Source organism: Amycolatopsis sp. NPDC104863 (assembly GCF_055582965.1).
This window is the reverse complement of record NZ_JBVJOW010000006.1, coordinates 346,772-367,428: the sequence shown is the minus strand read 5'-3', so window position 1 is coordinate 367,428 and position 20,657 is coordinate 346,772. Positions and strand designations below refer to the sequence as shown.

The following is a 20,657-nucleotide window of genomic DNA, read 5'->3' as shown; positions in this document are numbered from 1 at the left end:
TTGAGGCGCCCCGCCCGGCTTCCTGACGACGTCACCTTCCGCTCGTTCAGGAGTGCCGCCATGAATCAGCCCTCGATACCGCAAAGGTCCACCTCCCGGCCAGCTCCAGCCCGCCCGCGCGGCGGCGAGCCCGGCGTCTTCGACACCGCCCGCGCCGCGTTCGCCTGGCTGATCACCGGCCCGCACCCGGTCTCCCTCGACGGCCGCCAGGTGCGCGGCCTGCCGCCGCGGCTGGTGCCGCTGGATGAAGTCGGCGCGCTGACCGTCGCGAAGGGCTGTCCACAGCAGACGCGGGACGCGGTGTGGACCGCGCTCGTGACGAGGTCCCGCGCCGAAGGTGGCACGTGGACGCTCGCGTGCGTCGGGCTGGCGCTGCCCGTGCTGCTGCCGGTAGCGGCCAAGCTGACCAGCCGATTCCGCGGCGACGTCCACGACATCCACGCCGCGGTGCTGACCGGATTCCTCGAAGCCCTCCCCCAGGTCGACCTCACGCGGCCGGCCATCCTCGTCCGACTGCGCTGGGCCGCGTACCGCGCCGGCCACCGAGCCCTGCGCGAAGCACTCGACGCCGCGGCACCGGTCGCCGATCTCGGCGCTCGCGCGCCCGGACCGGAGCACACCGGCGGGCACCCTGATTTCGTCTTGCTCGCCGCGGTCGAAGCCGGTGCGCTGACCGTCGCGGAAGCGGCGTTGATCGGCGACACCCGGTTCGGCGAGCTGTCGCTGGCCGACGCCGCCCGCCTCCGTGGCCAGACGTACAAGGCGACCCAGCAAGCCCGGCACCGCGCCGAGCGCAAGCTCGCCGCTCACCTGATTGCCCTCGGCGAGGACAACGCCACGGCCCGACCGGAAGCGCGCCGCGCTCGGAGGCCGAGCGGCGCCCGCGAAGCAGAAAAGGCGCGCCGACCGGTGTCTCCCCACCTGCCGAAATCCGGAGTTGGTGACCGCGGGACGCGAACGCGTCCTCGTCCATCCCGGTCCACTTCGGAGCCGGGCGCCGTTCAGGAGGCGTCCTCATGCGACTGACTTCATGCCGCCCCGGCCGTGCTTCGGCTCGCGAGACGAGCTGCCGCAGCTCCAGTTCTGTGCCGAAAGCTCCGACTTCTACGGCGCGACCGCGTCGTCGACCTGTCGTGCTCCTCGGCTGCACGCTGGCCGCCGCTGCGCTTCTGCTGAGCGGTTCCACCGCCCGCGCGGAGACCGTGCAGTACGTCGCGCTCGCGCAGTCCGTCGACCAGGTCCTCTCGAATATCCGCGCCTGGGTCATGGGCATCCTCGCCGGCGTCGCCCTCGTGTTCCTGACGATCGGCGGGCTCCGTTACCTGCTGGCGTCCAGTGACCCGGGCGAAGTCGAGAAGGCGAAGGGCGCGTTCAAGGCGTCCGGCATCGGGTTCGGTCTCGCCGCGCTCGCGCCGCTCGTCGTCGAAATCCTCAAGACGATCGTCGGCGGGGTGTGAAGCGATGTCCGCCCGCGCAACGCGTCGAGATCGGCGCGTCTTCTGGCTCGTCGTCCTGGCGGCGCTGCTGACGACCGTGCTCTGCGCGGTCGCCGTCGGCTCGGCCACGGCCGGGCCGCAGCCGGCCACCGCGGCCCAGGTTGATCCAGCTCAACCACCGCTGCCACTCCCACCCAACCCAGGTTGCACGCCCGGTTCGGTCGAGCCGGCCTGTCACCTTCCGAGCACGAGGGTGGTGCCGTCGATCCCGGCGACGCCCTTGCCTCCGATCACCACGCTGCCGGCACCACCCTTGTGCTTCCCCGGTTCCCTGGCACCCGGCTGCACGGCACCGGGCAACACCGAGGCGCCGTGCCCGGGATCGAATTGCATCCCGCAGCCGTCCACGCTCGTTCCGAGCACGCCTCCGCCAGTTCCGGTACCGGGCGGGAATGACGACGGCGCGGAGTGCGGGCTGACCGACCTCACCGGCTGCATGGTCGTCGCCGCGAGCGCGATGTTCGCCGCGGTCGTCGCCGCCGGGCTGAACCCGCTGCTCGAGCTGCTCGGCAAGACGCTGCTGACCACGCCGGAGCCGGACCAGCTGCCCGGCCTCGGCGCCGTGTGGACCAGCTCATGGCACATCCTGCTCAGCGCCTACGTGATCCTCGTGCTGCTGGCGGGGCTGATCATCATGAGCTACCAGACTCTGCAGGCCCACTACACGGTCAAGGAACTCGCACCCCGGCTCGTGACCGGCTTCCTTGCCGGCACGCTGTCGCTGTTCCTGGTGACCAAAGGCATCCAGATCGCCAACGCGCTCTCGGCCGCGGTACTCGGCGAGGGCACCGATCCCGCCGCGATGACCAGCAGCTTGATCACGATGGTGCAGAACTCGCTGCGCGGCGGTGGCATCTTCCTCGGCATCCTCGGGCTCGGCCTGGTCGCGATGCTGCTGGTCCTTCTCGTCGTCTTCGTCGTCCGGGTCATGGTGACGATCTTGCTGATCGCTGCCGCGCCGATCGCGCTGATGTTCCACGCGCTCCCCCACACCGAAGGCATCGCCTACCTCTGGTGGAAAGGCTGCGGCGGCGTGCTGGCCATCCAGATCGGACAGTCGCTGACGCTCGTGGTCGCCGTGAAGGTCTTCTTCGCGCCCGGCGGGTTCACGCTCTTCGGCCCGACGATCTCGAGCCTGATGAACCTGCTGCTGTGCATCGCGCTGATGTACGTGCTGATCAAAATTCCGTTCTGGTTCCTTGCCCCGCTGCGCGCCGGCCGCCGCTCCATGCTCGGCAGGATCGCGCGCGGTGCGATCGCCTACAAAACTATGGGATTGCTCGCCGGAGCAGCAGCCGGCCGCGGCACGTCGCGAGCACGAACCGGCGGGCCGAGCGCGCCGCCGGATCCGCCGGCGACGCGGTCCGGGCAGTTCATGTTGCCGATGAAAGTGCGGCGCACCACCAGCCGGGCGCCGACCGCGCGGCGAGGATGGGACGAACTTCCCCGCGCCGGCGCGCTCGACGGAAAACCAGGCCTGGGCCAGCTGTCGTTGTTCACTCAGCGCAACGGTGACTCGACGGTCCGGCCGAACCCGCGCGCTCTACCGCTGAAGGATCTACCGAACGCGCTTCCGGCGGACCAGCTCGGGTTGCCGATGACCGTGCGACGCGATCCTGACCGAGTTCCGCGGCGCACGCTGACCGACGACCTCGCGGCGCCGACGCCGACTACTCGGCCGCCACGGCAACCGGGTCTCCTCACGCCGGACGGGCGGATCAGCCGTAACGCGCGTCCGCCGGCGAAGCTCCCGAACGCGCTGATCGCGCCGAGCGCAGGCATGCTGCCGATCCACCTGCCGCCGCAGACTCCCCAACCCGCGCGGCGCAGCCTCGCCGACGAGCTCGGCGATCCCGGCCGCAGTCCCCGCGCACCGCAGACCGGACCAGGCCTGATCACTCCCGCGGGCCGGATCAACCGCGCGGCGCGCGCTCATCGCCGCCCCGCACCCGACGCCTTCAGCGGGAACAAGCCGCTCGCGTCCGGGCAGTACCCGCTCCCGCTCGGCCTCCGTCGTCAGCCGAAGCCAGAGACCCCAACAGCTTCCACGCCGGCGCGGAAGCCGGCCGGCAAGCAGCTGCCCCTGCCGCTGGATCTGCCGCCGCGGCGTCGCCGCCCCAAGTCGAAGTGAGGTAGCGAGCTGATGTCCCGTCCCGTGCGCATTCCCGCCGACGTCGACCGCCCAGACCGCGTGCTCGGGCCGCTCACCGCGCGGCAGCTGACGATCCTCGGCGTCACCGGCCTGCTGCTCTACGCCCTCTACGGCGCCACCCGCGGCGTCCTCCCACCGCTGCTGTTCCTGCTCGTCGCGGTCCCGATCGGGCTCGCGGTCGCGGTGGTCGCGCTCGGCCGCCGCGACGGCGTCGCGCTCGACCGGCTGCTGCTGAACGCGATCCGCCAGCGCTGGACACCGCGCCACCAGGTCTCCGCCCCGGAAGGTGTCGGGCCGGTGCCCGCCTGGCTCGCCGGTGAGCGTGCGCGAGAGGACGTGGCTCCGACGCCGTTGGAGCTGCCCGCGCGCGGCGTCGACAGCGGGATGAGCGCCGGCGTCGTCGACCTCGGGGATGACGGTCTTGCGGTGATCGCCGCGTGCTCGACGGTCAACTTCTCGCTCCGTACGCCCGCCGAGCAGGAGGCGCTCGTCAGCTCGTTCGCGCGCTACCTCCATTCGCTGACCGCGCCGGTGCAGTTCCTGGTCCGTGCAGAGCGGCTCGACCTCGCCCCGCAGATCGCCGAGCTGCGCGACCGTGCCGGCGGGCTCCCCCACCCAGCGCTCGAAGTCGCCGCGCTGGATCACGCGGACTACCTCGCCCAGCTCGGCCAGCACGCTGACCTGCTGCGACGCCAAGTGCTGCTCGTGCTGCGCGAACCGACGCGTCCCGCGGTCGTCGACAGTGTCAGCTCGACTCTGGGCCGTCTGGGGCGCCGTCCCGCAGCTCCTGCGGCCGACCGGGCCACGCGGCAGGCCGCCGAGCAGCGGCTCGTCCGGCGCCTCAACGAGGCGGTCGAGCTGCTCACCGCCGCCGGGATCGTCGTCACCGCGCTGGACGCCGTGACCGCGACCGGGGTGCTCGCCGCGGCGTGCAACCCCGACACCTTCATCCCGCCCTCGGCCGCGCTGGCCGGTGCCGGCGACATCGTGACCGCCGGCACCGTCTACGACGAATTCGAAGGCAGGTGAGCGGACATGTCCCGCACCCGGCAATCCGGCTCGGCGGCCGCGACGTTCACGCCGGACTCGCTGTCGATCGGCGCACGGCATCTCGAGGTCGGCAACGAGTGGGTCGCCTCCTTCGGCGTCACCGGCTACCCGCAGGAGGTCTACCCCGGCTGGCTCGCCCCGCTGCTGACCTACCCCGCCCGCCTCGACGTCTCCGTCCACGTCCAGCCCGTCGACCCCGTCACCGCGGCCAGCGGCCTGAAGAAACAGCGAGCTCGGCTGGAGTCCTCACGACGCCACCACGCCCGGCACGACCAGCTCGACGACCCCGACCTCGACGCCGCGGCCGACGACGCCGCCGACCTGTCCCGACGGATCGCCCGCGGCGAAGGCCGGCTGTTCAAGTTCGGCCTCTACCTGACCATCCACGCTCCGGACGAGCAGGCGCTCGCCGAGGAGGTTTCGGCGCTACGGTCGTTGTGCGCGTCGCTGCTGCTGGACGCGAAACCCGCCACATATCGGTCGCTGCAAGGCTGGGTCACCACGCTGCCGCTCGGGCTGGACTCTCTGGGTCTGAAAAGGACGTTCGACACTGCCGCCGCGTCCGCCGCATTTCCCTTCACATCACCGGACCTGCCCGTCACGGATCCGACGTCGACCTCACCCAGCGGTGTGCTCTACGGCTACAACGTCGGCTCCCAAGGCCTGGTGCACTGGGACCGGTTCGCCTGCGACAACCACAACGCCGTCGTCCTCGGCCGATCCGGTTCCGGCAAGTCCTACCTGGTCAAGCTCGAGACGTTGCGCAGCCTGTACCGGGACATCCAGGCCTTCGTCATCGACCCCGAGGACGAATACGCCCGCCTCGCCGACCAGGTCGGCGGCGCCTACCTCCACCTCGGCGCCGGCGGCGTCCGGCTCAACCCCTTCGACTTGCCGATCCACACCACGGCCTCTGGACGGCGAACCGCGCCGCAGGACGCGCTGAACCGGCGCGCGCTGTTCCTGCACACTGTGCTCGCCGTGTGCCTGGGCACCGAGCTGACCGCCGGCGACCGCGCCGTCCTCGACACCGCGCTCATCGCGACCTACGCGAACGCCGGCATCACCGACGACCCGCGGACCTGGACGCGGCCGGCGCCGCTGATGCGCGACCTCCGCGACACCCTGACGGTCACCGAAGACGGCGCGGAGCTCGCAGCTCGGCTGCACCCGTTCGTCGACGGCGCCTTCGCCGACCTGTTCTCCGGCCCGACCACCACGACGCCCGAGGGGCACCTCGTCGTGTTCTCCCTGCGGGATCTGCCCGACGAGCTCAAAGCGATCGGCACGCTGCTGACGCTGGACGCGGTCTGGCGGCGAGTGTCGAACCCGGCTGATCGGCGCCGGCGGCTGGTAGTCGTCGACGAGGCGTGGCTGCTGATGCAGTCACCGGAGGGCGCGAAGTTCCTGCACCGGATGGCGAAGACCTTCCGCAAGCACTGGGCCGGGCTCACCGTCGCCAGCCAGGACATCGAGGACTTCCTGCGAGGCGAGCTTGGCCGCGCGATCGTGGCGAACGCCGCCACCTCCGTGCTACTGCGCCAGTCTCCACAGGCGATCGACCAGATCGCGGCGACCTTCAACCTCTCCGAAGGCCAGCGCCAGTTCCTGCTCACCGCCGACCGCGGCCAAGGCTTGCTCGGCTCCGGCACCGAGTGGCTCGCCTTCCAGGCGCTCGCGTCGCCGGCCGAAGACGTCCTCGTCACCACCGACCCAGAGTTCCTGTCGGCTCTGCCGGACGCGGATGCGAGCCCGGAATGGGTGGAGCTGTGAACACGTCATCTGGTCCAAGCCGGCCGTCGTGCACTTCAGTCGATGTGCAGCTTGAAGGTGTGGGTGACGTCGTTCGGACAGGCGAAGACGTTCAAGGCTCCCTGCCTGCCGAACTCCCACCCGACGGGATCCAGCTGGTCCTGCTCGCAAGAGCACAGTTCGTCCTTGTGCTCGTAGGTGTGCAACGAGAGCAGAAGACGAAGACCGGCGCCGCAGTCCTCGCAGTCGAGTTTCGACGGACTGCTCTGCCACCAGAAAGCCCAACCCCCGACTTTGCTGCCCTGGCCGACCTTGGGCCAGCCCTCGTAGTCGTCGTCGACGAACCCGCCCGGATCTACAAAGGACAAAGTCAGCTTGATCTCGTCCGGGAGCTCGTCGAGCGCCGGGTATTCGACGACCTGACAGGGCGTGAACACGCAGGGTCGGGGAACGAATTCACCGCCGACGCTCGCCGGCTGCGGAGGTGGCCCGGCGAGCTCGGTCACCTCGGCGGACGCGCGCCAGACGAGGTGGGCCGCCGGACCGTAGTAGTAGCCCGAAACGCGGCCCTCGTGTTCGTTCGGGCAAAGCAAGACCTGCAGCAGGTCAGTGCCCTCGGGAAAGGGCAGATCGGGGAAGTCGCGGCGGAAAAGCTGGACCGCGCCGACCAGCGCGACCGGCCCGTCGACCTCGTGCTCGGCTGTCCAGCCCTCCTGAGGTCTCCCGCTGGAGGTGGGCATTCGTCCGTCGCAGCGCGGCCATGGCTCGTCGGCGGGCCACCACAACGGGCCCCCGATGTGGCTGTCGCGAGCTGTGGGTGCGCCGGGCGCCGGGTGCAGGCGCGTGGCGGTACGAGCGAGTTCGGCGATGCCGGGGATCTCGCTGCCATTGTCGGTAGGAACTGCGGTGGAAGTCACGGACGCGGACCCTACCGGCGCCCACCGACAAATCGGGCGCCCTTTCGGAGACCCGTTGCGATCACGGAGGTCAGCTTGTGATTCTCGGACGCGCATTCGGACCCCGCCGAGGGTGGGTCGGCGGCTATCTGACCGATCCTTGGACTGCCCTTCACGACTTACTCGCCGGAGTCGTCGAGTGGGCGCTGCGCTGGGGAACGGTCGCTGTGCCGGCGCTCGCCGTGGTCGTCGCCGGGCAAGCTGCCGCCCGCAGGTGGTGGCGAGCCCGCTGCCACGACGCGCTACTCGCCGACGCGCGGTGCGTCACCGTGCTCGCGCCGCCCACCGTCGATCCCGCCGGCGGTGTCCTGCTGTGGTCCAACCTCGTCGGGCTGCTGCGGCCGAGCTGGCGACGCTGGTTCACCGGTCAGCCGCACCTGGCCTGGGAGTACCGGTTCTCCGAACACGGCGTCACCCTGCGGCTGTGGGTTCCGGGCGTGATCCCGCCGGGCCTGGTCGAGCGCGCGATCGAAGCCGCCTGGCCCGGCGCCCACACCCGAACCGTCCCCGCCGACTCGCCGCTGCCCGAGCCCAAGGCCGGTCGGCGCACGGTCACCGTCGGCGGACAGCTGCGGCTTGCGCGACCCGAAGCGCTGCCGATCCGGACCGGGTTCGATGCCGACCCGATCCGCGGCCTGCTCGGCGCGCCGGTCGGTCTCGGCCGCGACGAGTACGCCGGCGTGCAGATCCTCGCCCGGCCGGTCACCGGCCGACGGGTCAGCCGAGCTCGGCGCGCCGCCCGGCGAGTTCATGCCGGTACGTCCGGTCGACTCAGTGGCCACCTGCTCGACCTCGTGACGCCGGGTGCGTCGGCAGGTCGTTCCGGGCGGACGCGGGATGCGCGGCGGATCAGCCAGGATCCGCAGCTGTCGCTGGAGTACTCGGCGCAGAACAGGGCGATTGTCGGCATGCAACGTGGCTCACAGTACGAGGCTGTCGTCCGGTACGCCGTCACCACCCATCTCGCAGCCGACGCCGCCGACGCCGAAATCCGCCGGGCCCGGGACACAGCCCGCGGTCGTGCGCACGCCCTCGCCGCGAGCTTCGCCGCCTACACCGAGCACAACCGCTTCCACCGAGTCCGCCTTCGTCACCCGGCTCAAGCTCTCGGAACCCGACGCCTCGACCGCGGCGACCTGCTGTCCGTGCCGGAGCTGGCCGCGCTCGCCCACCTGCCGGTCGACGCCGAGATCCCGGGCATCGAGCGTGCCGGCGCCAAGGCCGTCGCGCCACCGCCGGGCGTCGCGGTGCCCGGACCCGAGGTCAAGCCGCTCGGCGTCGCCGACAGCGGCCACACCCGCCCGATCGGGCTGCGCGTGCCGGACGCCCGACACCACCTCCACGTGCTCGGCGCCACCGGCTCCGGGAAGTCGACGCTGCTGGGCAACCTGATCCTCGACGACGCGGACGCGGGCCGCGGCATCGTGCTCATCGACCCCAAGGGCGACCTCGTCACCGATGTCCTATCCCGCCTCCCGCACGAAGCTGCAGACCGGGTTGTCCTCTTCGACGCCGACTCCCGGCAACGGCCGCCGTGCCTCAACCCGCTCGAAGGCGGCGAGACCGACCGCGAGGTCGACAACCTCGTCTCCGTCTTTCGCCGCGTGTACTCCGCGTTCTGGGGCCCGCGCACCGACGACCTCATGCGCGCCGCCTGCCTGACCCTCCGTGCGCAGGAAAGCGTGCCCACGCTCGCCGACCTGCCCAAGCTGCTGACCAGCGAAGCCTTCCGGACGCGGATCACCGCCGGCCTGACCGACCCGGTGCTCGCCGGGTTCTGGGAGTGGTACGACGAGCTCACCGAGTCCAGCCGCAGCCAGGTCATCTCCCCGCTGATGAACAAGCTCCGTGCCTTCCTGCTGCGCCCGTTCGTCAAGGACGCCATCGCCGGCGGCCGGTCCACGGTCGACATGCACCAGGTCCTCGACCAGGGCGGGATCTGCCTGGTCCGGATCCCGAAAGGATCCCTCGGCGACGAAACCACCCGGCTCGTCGGGTCCCTGGTCGTCGCGCGGACCTGGCAGGCGACCACCGGCCGCGCCCGCGTTCCGCAACGCGAACGTCCGGACGCCTCGCTGGTCATCGACGAGTGCCACAACTTCCTCAACCTGCCCTACCCGATCGAGGACATGCTCGCCGAAGCCCGCGGCTTCCGGCTGGCGATGACGCTCGCGCACCAGCACCTCGGTCAGCTCCCCCGCGAGCTCAAGGAAGGCATCTCGACCAACGCCCGGTCGAAGATCTTCTTCAACGCCTCCCCCGAGGACGCCCGCGAACTCGCCCGCCACACCGCGCCGCGGCTGTCCGAACACGACCTCGCGCACCTCGGCGTCTATCACGTCGGCGCCCGGCTCGTCGTCAACGGCGCCGAAACCGAGCCGTTCACGATGGTCACTTCGCCGATGCGTCCCGCTGTTCCGGGCCGTGCCAAGGAGATCCGTGCGGCCCTCCGCAGATCCCGGCCGTCGCCGTCGAGGCCCGCGGGCAGCACGGCTCCGCCGACTCGGCCGACGCGGGATCGGAAGACCGACCCCCGTCGTGCCCAGCTCTGACGTCCAGTTCGGAGGCTCTGTTGATCACCACAACGACACGTCAGCGCCAGCTCCGGCAACACCTTCCGAGCCGCTCGGTGGCCCGGATGGCCAGCTCGGTCGAGCACCAGGCAGCGCTCGCGGGCCGCCTCACCGCCCGGGACAAATGGCTGCTGGCCCTGCTCTTCGAGCACCGCGTCCTGACCTCCGCCCAGATCCAGGACGCCGCGTTCCCGTCCGGTCGCTCGACCCGTCAACGTCTGCGCGAGCTGTACCTCTGGCGCGCCGTCAGCCGGTTCCAGCCCTTCCGCCAGCTCGGATCGGCGCCGATGCACTACGTCCTCGGCCCCGCCGGCGCGGCCGTCCTGGCCGCCGAGCACGGCCTGGAAGTCAAGGACCTCGGTTACCGGCACGACCGCGCGATGGCCATCGCGCACAACCAGCGCCTCGCTCACACCGTCGGCGTCGGCGACTTCTTCACCTCGTTGATCGCGCGTAGCCGACGTCGTGACCTTGTTCGAGCCCGGGAGGAGGTCACAGCGTGGTGGTCGGAGATCCGCTGCGCCCGCCACTTCGGCGACCTCGTCATCCCTGACGCCTACGGCCGCTGGCGGAGCCCGGCCGACGAGCTCGAGTTCTTCTTGGAGTTCGACACCGGCAGCGAGTCGCTGACCAAGGTCGCCCGCAAGCTGCTCGCCTACGCCCGGCTCGCCGACTCCACCGGCATCGCGACCCCGGTGTTGTTCTGGCTGCCGACGAGCCGCCGCGAGGCCGGCGTCCGTTCCGCGCTCGCCCGCATCCACGTCGACCTCGACCAGACCGCCGACGTTCCCGTCGCCACGGCGGCCGCCGACCTCCTCGACCCGGGCGCAGTCTGCCCGAGCCCGGCCGACGCGGTCTGGCTCCCGCTCGGCGCGAAGTCCCCGAAGCAGACTTCCCCGCGGTACGAGCTCGGCCAGCTGATACGCGCCTGGCCGGCCTCGACTCCGGGGACGTCGCCTGACCTTGACGACGGGATCGCCTCGACGTCCGGGCAGGCCTCGGCCTATCGGCTACCGCCGCCCGCTCCCGCACCACCGGAGGCCACACCCAGCCGAACTCACCGTCCCGGCTCCTGATCACGCGAGGAGTGCGTCATGGGATCGAAGATCGCAGTCGGCGTCGCCGTTGTGCTCGCGATGTTTCCGGTGCTGCTGGGAGCCGTGCCGCAGGCCGTCGTCACCGCGTTCACCGGCGACGGCAGCACGACCTGCCCGTCCAGCGGAACGGCTACCGGCACCGTGCCGGGCTACGAGGCTGATCAGCTCGCCAATGCGGCGATCATCGCATCGGTCGGGAAGCAGCTGCAGGTCGCCGAGCCCGGGTGGGTCATCGCCATCGCGGTCGCCATCCAGGAATCCACCCTGCGCAACCTCGATCACGGCGACCGGGACAGCCTCGGCCTCTTCCAGCAGCGCCCCTCCCAGGGCTGGGGCACACCTGCACAGGTCATGGACCCGACCTACGCGGCAACGCAGTTCTACCGGCACCTGCAGGCCGTGTCCGGGTGGCAGCAGATGAGCCTCAACGACACCGCCCAGGCCGTCCAGCGGTCCGGGACGCCGGGAGCGTACGGCCGCCACCAAGCGGACGCCGAAGCCATCGTCGCCGCGGTCGCCGGAGTGACCTGCGAGCACATCGGTGGCGGGGACTGCGCGAACATCGCCGCGCCGACGCCCGCCGCGCTCACCGCCATCAACTACGCCTGCGGGCAACGCGGCCTGCCGTACGTGTGGGGCGGCAACGGCCCCGAGGACGGCGACGCCGGGTTCGACTGCAGCGGCTTGACCCGAGCCGCGTACGGCGCCGCCGGCATCCCGCTGCCACGGACCTCGCGCGAGCAGTACGCCGCCGGACCGCACGTGCCCGCCGGCGCCCCGCTGCTTCCGGGCGACCTCGTCTTCTACGCGACCGCCGGGCGCGTCCACCACGTCGGCCTGTACATCGGCGGGGAGAACATGATCGACGCGCCCGACTTCGGCCAGCCTGTCCAGGTCGAGCCGTACCGGTGGCGCGGCGACGACTACGTCGGCTCAACAAGACCAGCCGCAGCCAGATGACCTCACCGTCCGGGCAGGGATGGGGAGATAACCACGGCCTACCGCGAGGATCAGGACGTCGTGGCGGCGCTGGGCGGTCGGTACAGAAGAACCCAGTCCACCGGATGAGAGAAGCCCGGCGCGAGCAAGTCGAGCTCGATCCGAGCAGGACCGCCTTGGACGTTGATATACAAGGTCATGGTGTGGCTGTAGGTGGTGCTGCATGCGTGCGCGAGAGGTCCTGCGACCTGCTTGCCGCTACCGTCATACCCGATTGACAGCAGGTCGCGGCAGCCATAGGCCTTGAGCGTGTAGTCGATGTCGGCGGACCGTTGGTGCCAGCGGACTTTGCCGGAGGCGGTGCTGTTCCCGTACTCGAGGTAGAAGTTGGTGCTGGGATCCGCCGCGATCGCGGAGGGCGCCGCCACGACGAGCGTGGCCGCGGCGGTTGCCACGACAGCGGCAACTTTCGCCCGTTGACGGGTGCGGAGCTTCGGCACAGCGGGACTCCCTATCTCTGGTTGATGTCATGCGTCGGCCGGTCACAACGGAACCCGGCCGTTCGGGTCCGTGATCAGCACGCCGGACCTGATCCATGGGGTTAGCCCAGCAACACTAGTTCACCCGGATGGCGTAATCGAGGGGTTAACTCGACCGCCGCGCCAGGTTCGACAGCATCTGCCGGGATCCCATGGTTCCGCACCCTGCAACCATTCCAGCCCATACGTGTGTCTTGTTTGGACAATCGCTTGACACGGGAGGCCTGACGGAGCGTCCATGGACGCGTAGCCCGAACGACCGGATGCGCACCGGCGGGCGACGCCCACCGGTTCAACTGGAAGATGGAGTCCGTCATGCCCCAGAACCTCAACAACAGCAAGCAGAACGAGACGAAGCCCGAAACTGCAGAGCAGAAGGTCCGACGCTCCCTGGAGAACAACCCTGGCGCGACAGCCTCGGCCCTGGCCGCCACGGCAGGAGTCGGACGCTCCACCGCCACGAAGATCCTTTCCCGGTGGGCGAAGGAAGGTCTGGTGATCCGCACGAGCAGCAAGGACCAATCTGTCCCCATCACGTGGACAGCGAACGGTGACCAGCCCGACGACAGGAAGGACGACGGGGAAACCGAAGCGGGTGCTGACACAGCTAGCGGGTCGGAAGTCGATGTCCTCGCCGCGAACGACCTGTCGCGCGAAGACGAGCCGTCAGTCTCGCCTGAGCTCGACGCGACCAGGCTCTCCGATGCCGCGACTCCCGCAGATCCGGCCCTGGCCGGCCCGAAGAAGGAACGACTGCAAAAGGGCCAACTCTACGACCTGGTGAAGATGTTCCTGTACGACCGCCCCGGCCAGTCGTTCGGTCCCGCCAAGATCGGCACCGAGCTGGGGCGTTCGAGCGGGGCGGTCAACAACGCTTTGGAGAAGCTCGTTTCCAAAGGGTTGGCTACCAAGACGTGCGAAGCACCGAAACGGTTCGCTTCCAGCTGACCTCGGCCAGCGTTGAAGCCAGTTGCGGTCCGGTGGCCAGGAAGGCGACCGGACCGCAACCTTTCAAGCCCACCAGCTACAACGCCGAAGGCGGGCGCAGGCGGTGCGTTCGACTGTGGACCGAACGACCGTCGGCATCGACGAAGAACAAACGGCCGCCGTAGAATTCGGGCGCATCAGGCGGCAGTTGCGCAGCGCCCCGCCGATCGAGACTGGCCAGTGTCTCAACCACGACGCCATCGCGTGCGGCAACGTCCCCGGCCGCCGACAACCCGGCGATTCGAATATCCAGCAACCAGATGACGTGGGCGTCACCGAACAGAGGCCTGATCGTGGACGCGCTGATCGTGATCTCAACACCAGCCGGGACATGCCCAGCCGCGTGGACCGCAAGCAAGTCGTCGTGAACGCCATGGGCAAAAGCACCAAAGGCATCGGCGTGAGCGGCATCGTTCGAAAGGTCACCGTCGATCCACACCAGCACGCCCTTGATCGACACCGGGTATCCGGACTCCGCCACCAGCACCAGCTCCCCTGCTTCACCGACACAGCGCGTAACAGACCGTAGCAGTGAGATCGCGGCGTCGGCGGCTCCCGGAGTTGACGATCTGTCAGTGGACGGCGCGTGCCGGCGCCCGGTGTGCTTGCTCGGACCAGCAGCTCCACCCGATTCGAAGGGATTACCGGATGCTCGCCACGATGCTGTCGGAATGCCGCGTCGACGTGGCGGCGGTCGGCGGCGTCGGTGAGCTGGCCGCGGTCCTGGCGCAGCACGGAGTCGCGTTTTTCGACGGCGTGCGCAGCGAGCAGCACTTCCTGCAGCTGGCTGCCCGGCTCGGCCAATCGGTGCCGCACCGGGACAGCAACCCCTCGGGAATCACTGTCTTGGTCGACCATGGCCTGATCCGGCCACCAGCTGGGCAAGCCGGATTCGGTCGGCAGGCGCTGGCGCCCCACACCGACTGCTCCGATCGGCCTCGCCCCCCGCTCCTGGTGATGGCCGTGTGCGGACAGCCGGCCGAGCGCGGCGGGGACTACGTGCTCGTCGACGGCGAAGCCGTCCACGACGAGCTGGCCACGACCGCTCCCACCGCGCTCGCCGACCTGTCGGCCCGCCGCGGCGCCTACTTCGGCGCCGCGGCCGGGATCGTCGCCAACGTCTTCGAACCCGGCCCCGGCCGGCTTGTGGGGTTGCGGCTGCGACGCGATGAGTTAGCGCGCTTCGCGCCCCGGACGCAGCGGTGGATCGCCCCGCTCGGCGACGTCATCGACCGTCACGCCGTCACCGTCCCCGCGGCCGCCGGCAGCGGCTACGTGGTCAACAACCGGCGGTGGCTGCATGGCCGGAGCGCGTTCACCGGTCCGCGGACGGTGTACCGGATCCACCTTGACCCGCACTCCAGCTGGCGGATCCCCGCCGGATTCACCAACCGACAGCCGATCGGCTAGCCGCGAGAAGGAGTTCTCCGTGTTCGAGCTCATCGCAAGCCCCTTCCTCGACGACTACCTCGTCCTGCGCCCCGGCAGCGAATCAGGAATCCGGCTACCGCCGCGGTTGTGGAACGAGCTGACCTCCGCTGTAGAGGGTGGCCGATGTCCAGGCTGGCTGGTCGACGCGGCGCGTCACCGTTGGCCCGGCCTCGAGCTCGCCGACCGACGGCTGGCCGACGTGATGCTGGTCCGGACGCCGTCCGGCCACGCTTATGGTCGCGCGTCCTACGAGCTGAATCTGGGCTGCAACTACGACTGCGAGCACTGCTACCTCGGCCTGAAGCGGTTCGACGGGCTGTCCTGGCCGGACCGGGAACGGCTGCTGCAGCTGCTCGCCGACGCCGGCGTGCTGTGGCTGCAGCTCACCGGCGGCGAACCATTGATCGACAAGCTGTTCACCGCGGTCTACGAGCGCGCGTACGAGCTGGGGATGATGCTGTCGATCTCCTCCAACGGCTCGCGGCTGGCAAAGCCGGAGATCCTCGAGCTGTTGACGCGGTACCGGCCGTATCGGCTCACGATCAGCGTCTACGGCGCCACCGCGGAGGCCTACGACGGGCTCACCCGACGGCGCGGGTCGTTCGCGAAGTTCTCCCGCGGCTTGGCCGCCGCGCACGAAGCGGGACTGCCGCTGAACCTGAACCTGATCGTCACCCAGCACAACGCCCACGAGCTGGACGCGATGAAGGCCCTGGCCGAGCGCTACCAGCTACCGCATCATGTGTTCTCGAACATGTCGCCCACAATCTACGGCGGCGCGGAAAGCCTGCCCGCGCAGTCGCAGGAGTACCTGCGCAAGCGGAAACCGTTCACCGGCTGCAACGCCGGCCACACGTTCTTCCACGTCGACCCGCACGGCATGGCCAGCATCTGCAAGGTCGGCCGCGACCCCCAGATCCCGCTGATCGAGGAGGGCCTCGCGGGCCTGACCCGCCTCGGCGGGATCGCCGACCGGCTGCTGCTGCGCCGGGGCGGCTGCACGGGCTGCCAACTGCAGGGCAGCTGCGGCACCTGCATGCCGCTGGTGACCCTCTACCGGAAGGCAAAAGCACCGCTGAGCACCTACTGCCAGCACTGAAGAACCGAAAGGAGGAAACCATGCCCGCAGTCCTTGTCCCGCTCAAGCGACGCGACTCCGACGGCGCCACCATCCCCGTGCCGCAGGGGCCGGCTGAGATCGAGTTCGTCGAGCGCCTGGACGATCTGGTCGAGTCGTCGAAGTGCAGCTGCAACGCCGGCGATGACAACCCGTACTGAGCCCGTCTCCACCCTCCTGGTGACCCTCGGCGTGTCCCGCGCCGGCGGTCACCAGGAGGCAGACAGCGGCCAGGTAACGTGCCGAGATGCGATTCCGTCCACGCTGGCTGCGCAGCGTGCTGCACGTGCCTGTTGTCCCCACCTTGGGGCTGGTGCACCCGGATACGCTCGTGCCTGAGATCTTCGACGAGGTCGTCGCCGCGGCGCGCACCGGCGAGATGCTGCCGTTCGACAAGGAGCGCCGCTGGTCGACGAGCAAGTCCGAAACCGTTCTCGTCGCCGAGATCATCCACCGCCCCGACCTGACGATCATCCCCACGCTGTCCCGCCGCGGAACCGGCATGATCAAAACCCACGTCTACAGCCCGGCCACACCCGATACCGTCGCCCTCCGCGCGGCGACACGCCGCTGGTGCGCAAGCTACGGCGCGACGACCGGCCGCGTTCTCTGGTTCAGCCCCGAACCGCCGCAAACCGAGGTCGCCGCCGTGACACGGCTCCTGCTCAAAAACTTCTCCAGCGACCGCGTTCTCACCGCGACGGACGAGACCATCCGCGAGCTCGACACGTGCCCGCCGCACGTTCAGGCCACCTTCGCTCACCTGGCCGACCAGCTACCGGACGTCGGCCTCGGGTTTTTGCACCGCCGCTGGCGTGCCGGCCAGGTTGACGGCCCGATCCTCACCGCGATCGACGACAACAAGGTCGTCGGCACGATCGGGCCGCTGGCCGTGATGCCCGACCGCGACGGATCCCCGGTGCTGCTGCCGCAGTACTTCGGGGTCGCTCCCGGCCACCGCGGCCGTGGCCACGGCCGCACGCTATGGCGCGCCGCCGTGGCCTGGGGCGCTCGTCACGGCGCGCGCTACCAGATGCTGCAGGTTGCTGCAGGGCAGCCGTCGGAGCGGCTGTTCTGCTCTGACGGGCTGGCCACGCTCGGCTTTACCTGTGCGGTGCCCGCGTGACCCGCCCCGGCCCGGCAGCGTCCATGGGCACCCGTGATCGTGTCACCTTCGAAGCCCTGCCACGAGCTGCGCGCACGGCGATCGAGGCCCAGATCGGAGAGATCGACCACGTCGAGCCGGTGAACAGCGGGCTGAACTCGACGTTCGCCGGCGTGCTGCGCGCCGCCGACACGGCGGTGTTCCTGAAGGCGATGCCTAGCGATCATCCTCGTATCCGCGGTCAGCAGCGCGAGGCCATGATCGCCCCGCACACCACCGGCGTCGCGCCCCGGCTGCGTTGGCAGCTCGACGCCGGTGGCTGGAACCTGCTGGGCTTCGACTACCTCCCCGGCCGCGCTGCCGAGCTCACCCCCGGCTCCCCCGACTTGCCCGTCTTGCACAGCACCCTCGCGCAGCTGGGCGAACTCGCTCCATCGGAGATGTCGCTTCCCAGGATCGAAGAACGATGGGCCGGTCTCGCCGACGAGGCCGACCTCGCGCTGCTGGCCGGCGAGCACTTGCTGCACACGGACCTCAACCCGAACAACATCGTCATCAGCGACGGTCGCGCCTGGCTCGTCGACTGGGCCTGGCCCACCCTCGGCGCCACGTGGATCGACCCCGCGTGCCTGGCGCTCTGGCTCATCGCCGAGGGCCACACGCCGGCCGCCGCCGAGGAATGGGGTCGATCCTTACCGGCCTGGAGCCGGGTACCCCCAGCCGGTCTGGACACCTTCGTCACCATCAATGCCCGCCTCTGGACACGTATCGCCGAAGACGATCCTCGCCCGTGGAAGCTCGCGCTTCGTGATGCCGCCATTCGATGGCGGGCCCATCGTCGGTCCGACTCGCGCAGATGAGCATCCGCTTCTTGCCAGCTGCCAGCATTCTTCGATTCGGCCCTCTCGCCGGCGAAATCGCCGGAGCTTGAGTCCGCCGCGGCCTCGCCGACACCTTCCGCACGCTGCACCCGACTGCAGTCGAGCACAGCTGGGCCCGCCGCGCCGAGCTCGGCTACCGCTACGACCACGCCCACGCCTCCACCGCGCTACTCGACCACGTGACGCGCTGCTCGTACATCCACGACACCCGCCACGGCGACCCGGCGCTCACGGACCATTCGGGACTCGCCGTCGAACTGACGCTGACCACGACCGGACCGCTGATAACCTCCGACCCGGCCGCGGACCGCGAGGCAACGCTGTTCTGAACTTGGAGTGCTCGTGCCCGGCCGCCATGCCAGCCGCCGAGCACGAGGACCACCTGGATGACCGTCGCCAGCGAACCGGCCCTGCGGGTCGGCGCCCGCGTCCTGCTCCTCAACCGCGACAACGAGGTCCTGCTCATCCACGCCCGCGACCCCGACGACCCCGGCCACCACTGGTGGGAACTCCCCGGCGGCGGCCAAGACCCCGGCGAGAAACTCGAGGACACCGCCCGCCGCGAGATCGCCGAAGAAACCGGACTCATCCTCCACGAAATCGGCCGCAAGCTCTGGACCCGCGAAAGCCGCTTCACCTACCGCGGCCGCGAACACCACCGCCTCGACCACGTCTACCTCGCCCACACCGACCACGACACGCCGCAGGTCGCCCTCCGGCACACCGCCAACGAACGCGCCGGATTGATCGAACGCCGCTGGTGGTCAGCTGCCGCGGTCGTGTCGTGCCGCGACAAGCTCCTGCCCGCCGAGCTGCCGGATCTCCTGCAGGCGATCCTCGACGATCGCTTCCCGCTCGCTCCCCTGGCCCTCATCGCCTGAACTCTGCGGCTCCGACGTGGGCACACGGCGGACCGGCGCGGCGCATGGCGATTCGGGCGCGGACGGACTGCGCCACCGGTCCGTCCGGCAGCGGCGCAGTCCACCGGTAGGACGGCGCCCGAGCCACCGCGGCCGCCACCAGCGTGCGACCGAAGCCCAGACGCCGGTACTCGGCAGCGACGTGGACATAGTCGAGGGTCGCCGTCCGGCACCTCCCATACGGACTCACCGTCGCGGCGCCGACCTCGCCGCCGTCGAGGCGAAGCTCAATCCGACCCGCTAGCGTTCCCGCGGCCGGTGGATGGGCAACCAGGACGAGCCCGCTGTTCGGCGCTGCGTCGGGTGCGTGCTGGACGGTGACGTTGAGCAGCGCCCACTCGGCGAGGCGCCGAGCATCCGGTTCGCACGCTTCATGACCGCGGCAGACCTCGCACAGCCAGCCGTGCAGGCGGTAGCGCTGGCTGAAGGGCGCGAGCTTGTCGTAGAGATCCAGGGTGAGCCAGTGACCACGCAAGCACGCCTCGATCTCCTTGGCCGCCGGCCGGACTGGGATCAATGCGCCGAACTCCCCGCGCGCACCCGAGCGCGCGGCATCGCCGATCATCCGGCGCCTCGTGACGGTCCTGGCCCGCTCGGCGTGAAGGTCATCCTGCGACCTCACGCAGTCCACGGCCAGCCGACTCCTCGCAGGCGGCGACGGCACCGCCGGGACCTGGGAGCTTTAAGGCGACGGTGCTCGGACGGGTCGCGGCGCCGCGGCCGCGACGAGTCGCGACGATGTCACTGAACTTCAGGTGCCCGAAGCCATCGGCGGTAAGACCACGCCACCGGCGGTTCGCCACGCTCAACTCGAGATCCGCGCCCGGCCACGGACCGGCAGCAAGCAGCACAGCGCCCCGGTTGCGAACCCGTCCGGCCAGCCGGCGCGCCAGCTTGGACTGCATCCCGCGGGCGACGTGGGTGTCACCTTCTTCGACACCGCCGAGATCTACGGCTGGGGCACCGGCAACAACGAGCTCATGCTCGGGCAGGCGGTGAAGGACTTCCGCGACGACGTGGCCTTGGCCACCAAGTTCGGCTTCGAGCGCACCGCGCAGGCGCGCCGGTCAGCGAACCTCTTCGCGACACTGCACCAGAACCCGCAATACCACGTTCGCGCGCGACAGCCCCACAGCCGAGAAAGCGTGAAACGGTCTCCAACACCACGTGCTGTCAACAGTTAATCGACCTCGTCCACCTATGCATCAACGATTCACCGCGCGGAATTACCGCAGTAACAACATCGACCGTGCGGCCGACTGATCCGGAGAGGCCTGCAGGTCAAGAAGCGGCGGCAGCCTGACGTCTTTCGAAGGCGCAGAGGGGGAGGCATGCAGTCGCGCGTTTTCGATCTCGGAGCCGTCCGGAAAGATGCCGTGGTGACCGTTCTGCTGGAGGAGTCGGCGAACGTCAGGCTCATGACCAAGGCGAATTTCCGGGCCTACCAGAAAAAGCAATTCTACAAAATGCTCGGCGGTGTCGCCCTCACTCCGATGTTCAAGCTCACGATCCCGTCGAACGGACACTGGGTCGTGGTCATCGACGTCCACGGGCTGACCTCACCCCTGTCGCGAACCCAAGTCCAGGTGAACGAAAAGCTGTGAGGCGCGCTGCGCACCCGCGCACGTCAACGGGTGCGCAGCCTCCCGGCCGGACCAAGTA

At 69.9% G+C, this 20,657-nt stretch carries 22 protein-coding genes; 18 read left to right on the top strand and 4 right to left on the bottom strand.

The genetic code is table 11. The annotated features are described in order from the left end of the window. Nucleotides 1-60: 60 nt before the first annotated feature. From ACZ63J_RS32300 to ACZ63J_RS32280, 5 genes are all read left to right on the top strand, one after another. Nucleotides 61-1,026 (top strand): sigma-70 family RNA polymerase sigma factor, encoded by a 966-nt coding sequence (locus ACZ63J_RS32300; protein ID WP_465399599.1) that lies wholly within the window; start codon nt 61-63, stop codon nt 1,024-1,026. Nucleotides 1,027-1,133: 107 nt separating this feature from the next. Continuing rightward, on the top strand, nt 1,134-1,457 hold the full coding sequence (locus ACZ63J_RS32295) for a pilin (RefSeq protein ID WP_465399598.1): 324 nt from the start codon (nt 1,134-1,136) through the stop codon (nt 1,455-1,457). A gap of 232 nt (nt 1,458-1,689) precedes the next feature. After that, nucleotides 1,690-3,627, top strand: a complete 1,938-nt coding sequence (locus tag ACZ63J_RS32290; RefSeq protein WP_465439709.1) for a hypothetical protein — start codon at nt 1,690-1,692, stop codon at nt 3,625-3,627. 12 nt (nt 3,628-3,639) lie between these two features. Further along, a complete protein-coding gene (locus tag ACZ63J_RS32285; RefSeq protein ID WP_465399596.1) occupies nt 3,640-4,677 on the top strand; it encodes a PrgI family protein in 1,038 nt (345 codons plus the stop codon). Between the two features lie 6 nt (nt 4,678-4,683). Continuing rightward, nucleotides 4,684-6,471 (top strand): VirB4 family type IV secretion system protein, encoded by a 1,788-nt coding sequence (locus ACZ63J_RS32280; RefSeq protein ID WP_465399595.1) that lies wholly within the window; start codon nt 4,684-4,686, stop codon nt 6,469-6,471. A gap of 35 nt (nt 6,472-6,506) precedes the next feature. On the opposite strand, the gene ACZ63J_RS32275 is transcribed toward ACZ63J_RS32280, so the two are convergent. Further along, nucleotides 6,507-7,367: a YwqG family protein gene (locus tag ACZ63J_RS32275; protein WP_465399594.1), complete on the bottom strand. Its 861-nt coding sequence runs from the start codon at nt 7,365-7,367 to the stop codon at nt 6,507-6,509. A gap of 80 nt (nt 7,368-7,447) precedes the next feature. On the opposite strand from ACZ63J_RS32275, the gene ACZ63J_RS32270 reads away from it, so the two are divergent. From ACZ63J_RS32270 to ACZ63J_RS32260, 3 genes are read left to right on the top strand one after another with little or no spacing between them, the layout of a single operon-like run. Further along, complete coding sequence (locus ACZ63J_RS32270; RefSeq protein WP_465399636.1) at nt 7,448-9,958, top strand: type IV secretory system conjugative DNA transfer family protein; 2,511 nt, start codon at nt 7,448-7,450, stop codon at nt 9,956-9,958. 20 nt (nt 9,959-9,978) lie between these two features. Next, complete coding sequence (locus tag ACZ63J_RS32265) at nt 9,979-11,055, top strand: replication-relaxation family protein (protein ID WP_465399593.1); 1,077 nt, start codon at nt 9,979-9,981, stop codon at nt 11,053-11,055. An 18-nt stretch (nt 11,056-11,073) separates the two neighbouring features. Then, nucleotides 11,074-12,036: a C40 family peptidase gene (locus tag ACZ63J_RS32260; protein ID WP_465399592.1), complete on the top strand. Its 963-nt coding sequence runs from the start codon at nt 11,074-11,076 to the stop codon at nt 12,034-12,036. A gap of 50 nt (nt 12,037-12,086) precedes the next feature. On the opposite strand, the gene ACZ63J_RS32255 is transcribed toward ACZ63J_RS32260, so the two are convergent. Beyond that, entirely contained in the window at nt 12,087-12,515 is a 429-nt protein-coding gene (locus ACZ63J_RS32255; RefSeq protein ID WP_465399591.1) for a hypothetical protein, read from the bottom strand. Nucleotides 12,516-12,869: 354 nt separating this feature from the next. On the opposite strand from ACZ63J_RS32255, the gene ACZ63J_RS32250 reads away from it, so the two are divergent. Then, entirely contained in the window at nt 12,870-13,502 is a 633-nt protein-coding gene (locus ACZ63J_RS32250; protein ID WP_465399590.1) for a hypothetical protein, read from the top strand. Nucleotides 13,503-13,578: 76 nt separating this feature from the next. Here ACZ63J_RS32250 and ACZ63J_RS32245 read toward each other — a convergent pair whose 3' ends face one another. Next, a complete protein-coding gene (locus ACZ63J_RS32245; protein ID WP_465399589.1) occupies nt 13,579-14,028 on the bottom strand; it encodes a hypothetical protein in 450 nt (149 codons plus the stop codon). A 161-nt stretch (nt 14,029-14,189) separates the two neighbouring features. Between ACZ63J_RS32245 and ACZ63J_RS32240 the strand changes: the two genes are divergently transcribed. The 7 genes from ACZ63J_RS32240 (at nt 14,190) to ACZ63J_RS32210 (ending at nt 18,956) form a co-directional block, all read left to right on the top strand. Then, nucleotides 14,190-14,951, top strand: a complete 762-nt coding sequence (locus ACZ63J_RS32240; RefSeq protein ID WP_465399588.1) for a TauD/TfdA family dioxygenase — start codon at nt 14,190-14,192, stop codon at nt 14,949-14,951. 19 nt (nt 14,952-14,970) lie between these two features. Next, nucleotides 14,971-16,071 (top strand): radical SAM protein, encoded by a 1,101-nt coding sequence (locus ACZ63J_RS32235; RefSeq protein WP_465399587.1) that lies wholly within the window; start codon nt 14,971-14,973, stop codon nt 16,069-16,071. A 20-nt stretch (nt 16,072-16,091) separates the two neighbouring features. Then, nucleotides 16,092-16,250, top strand: a complete 159-nt coding sequence (locus tag ACZ63J_RS32230; RefSeq protein WP_465399586.1) for a hypothetical protein — start codon at nt 16,092-16,094, stop codon at nt 16,248-16,250. An 86-nt stretch (nt 16,251-16,336) separates the two neighbouring features. Continuing rightward, complete coding sequence (locus ACZ63J_RS32225) at nt 16,337-17,215, top strand: GNAT family N-acetyltransferase (RefSeq protein ID WP_465399585.1); 879 nt, start codon at nt 16,337-16,339, stop codon at nt 17,213-17,215. Continuing rightward, complete coding sequence (locus ACZ63J_RS32220; protein WP_465439725.1) at nt 17,212-18,054, top strand: phosphotransferase; 843 nt, start codon at nt 17,212-17,214, stop codon at nt 18,052-18,054. The genes ACZ63J_RS32225 and ACZ63J_RS32220 overlap by 4 nt, the downstream gene beginning before the upstream one ends. A gap of 200 nt (nt 18,055-18,254) precedes the next feature. Beyond that, entirely contained in the window at nt 18,255-18,404 is a 150-nt protein-coding gene (locus ACZ63J_RS32215; RefSeq protein ID WP_465399583.1) for a hypothetical protein, read from the top strand. A 57-nt stretch (nt 18,405-18,461) separates the two neighbouring features. Then, entirely contained in the window at nt 18,462-18,956 is a 495-nt protein-coding gene (locus tag ACZ63J_RS32210; RefSeq protein ID WP_465399582.1) for an NUDIX hydrolase, read from the top strand. On the opposite strand, the gene ACZ63J_RS32205 is transcribed toward ACZ63J_RS32210, so the two are convergent. Beyond that, nucleotides 18,946-19,560: a GNAT family N-acetyltransferase gene (locus ACZ63J_RS32205; RefSeq protein WP_465399581.1), complete on the bottom strand. Its 615-nt coding sequence runs from the start codon at nt 19,558-19,560 to the stop codon at nt 18,946-18,948. The two genes, ACZ63J_RS32210 and ACZ63J_RS32205, sit on opposite strands and share 11 nt — an antisense overlap. Nucleotides 19,561-19,750: 190 nt before the next feature. On the opposite strand from ACZ63J_RS32205, the gene ACZ63J_RS32200 reads away from it, so the two are divergent. Together ACZ63J_RS32200 and ACZ63J_RS32195 are read left to right on the top strand one after the other, a co-directional pair. Next, nucleotides 19,751-20,179, top strand: coding sequence for an aldo/keto reductase (locus ACZ63J_RS32200; RefSeq protein WP_465399580.1), 429 nt, complete (start codon nt 19,751-19,753; stop codon nt 20,177-20,179). A gap of 147 nt (nt 20,180-20,326) precedes the next feature. Then, complete coding sequence (locus tag ACZ63J_RS32195; protein ID WP_465399579.1) at nt 20,327-20,599, top strand: DUF1883 domain-containing protein; 273 nt, start codon at nt 20,327-20,329, stop codon at nt 20,597-20,599. Nucleotides 20,600-20,657: the final 58 nt, after the last annotated feature.

Bases quoted from the DNA above. Each gene is read 5' to 3' on its own strand.
- ACZ63J_RS32225 (WP_465399585.1), top strand. From the start codon at position 16,337: ATGCGATTCCGTCCACGCTGGCTGCGCAGCGTGCTGCACGTGCCTGTT.
- ACZ63J_RS32205 (WP_465399581.1), bottom strand. From the start codon at position 19,560: ATGATCGGCGATGCCGCGCGCTCGGGTGCGCGCGGGGAGTTCGGCGCA.
- ACZ63J_RS32240 (WP_465399588.1), top strand. From the start codon at position 14,190: ATGCTCGCCACGATGCTGTCGGAATGCCGCGTCGACGTGGCGGCGGTC.
- ACZ63J_RS32230 (WP_465399586.1), top strand. From the start codon at position 16,092: ATGCCCGCAGTCCTTGTCCCGCTCAAGCGACGCGACTCCGACGGCGCC.
- ACZ63J_RS32300 (WP_465399599.1), top strand. From the start codon at position 61: ATGAATCAGCCCTCGATACCGCAAAGGTCCACCTCCCGGCCAGCTCCA.
- ACZ63J_RS32280 (WP_465399595.1), top strand. From the start codon at position 4,684: ATGTCCCGCACCCGGCAATCCGGCTCGGCGGCCGCGACGTTCACGCCG.
- ACZ63J_RS32260 (WP_465399592.1), top strand. From the start codon at position 11,074: ATGGGATCGAAGATCGCAGTCGGCGTCGCCGTTGTGCTCGCGATGTTT.
- ACZ63J_RS32210 (WP_465399582.1), top strand. From the start codon at position 18,462: ATGACCGTCGCCAGCGAACCGGCCCTGCGGGTCGGCGCCCGCGTCCTG.
- ACZ63J_RS32195 (WP_465399579.1), top strand. From the start codon at position 20,327: ATGCAGTCGCGCGTTTTCGATCTCGGAGCCGTCCGGAAAGATGCCGTG.
- ACZ63J_RS32285 (WP_465399596.1), top strand. From the start codon at position 3,640: ATGTCCCGTCCCGTGCGCATTCCCGCCGACGTCGACCGCCCAGACCGC.
- ACZ63J_RS32250 (WP_465399590.1), top strand. From the start codon at position 12,870: ATGCCCCAGAACCTCAACAACAGCAAGCAGAACGAGACGAAGCCCGAA.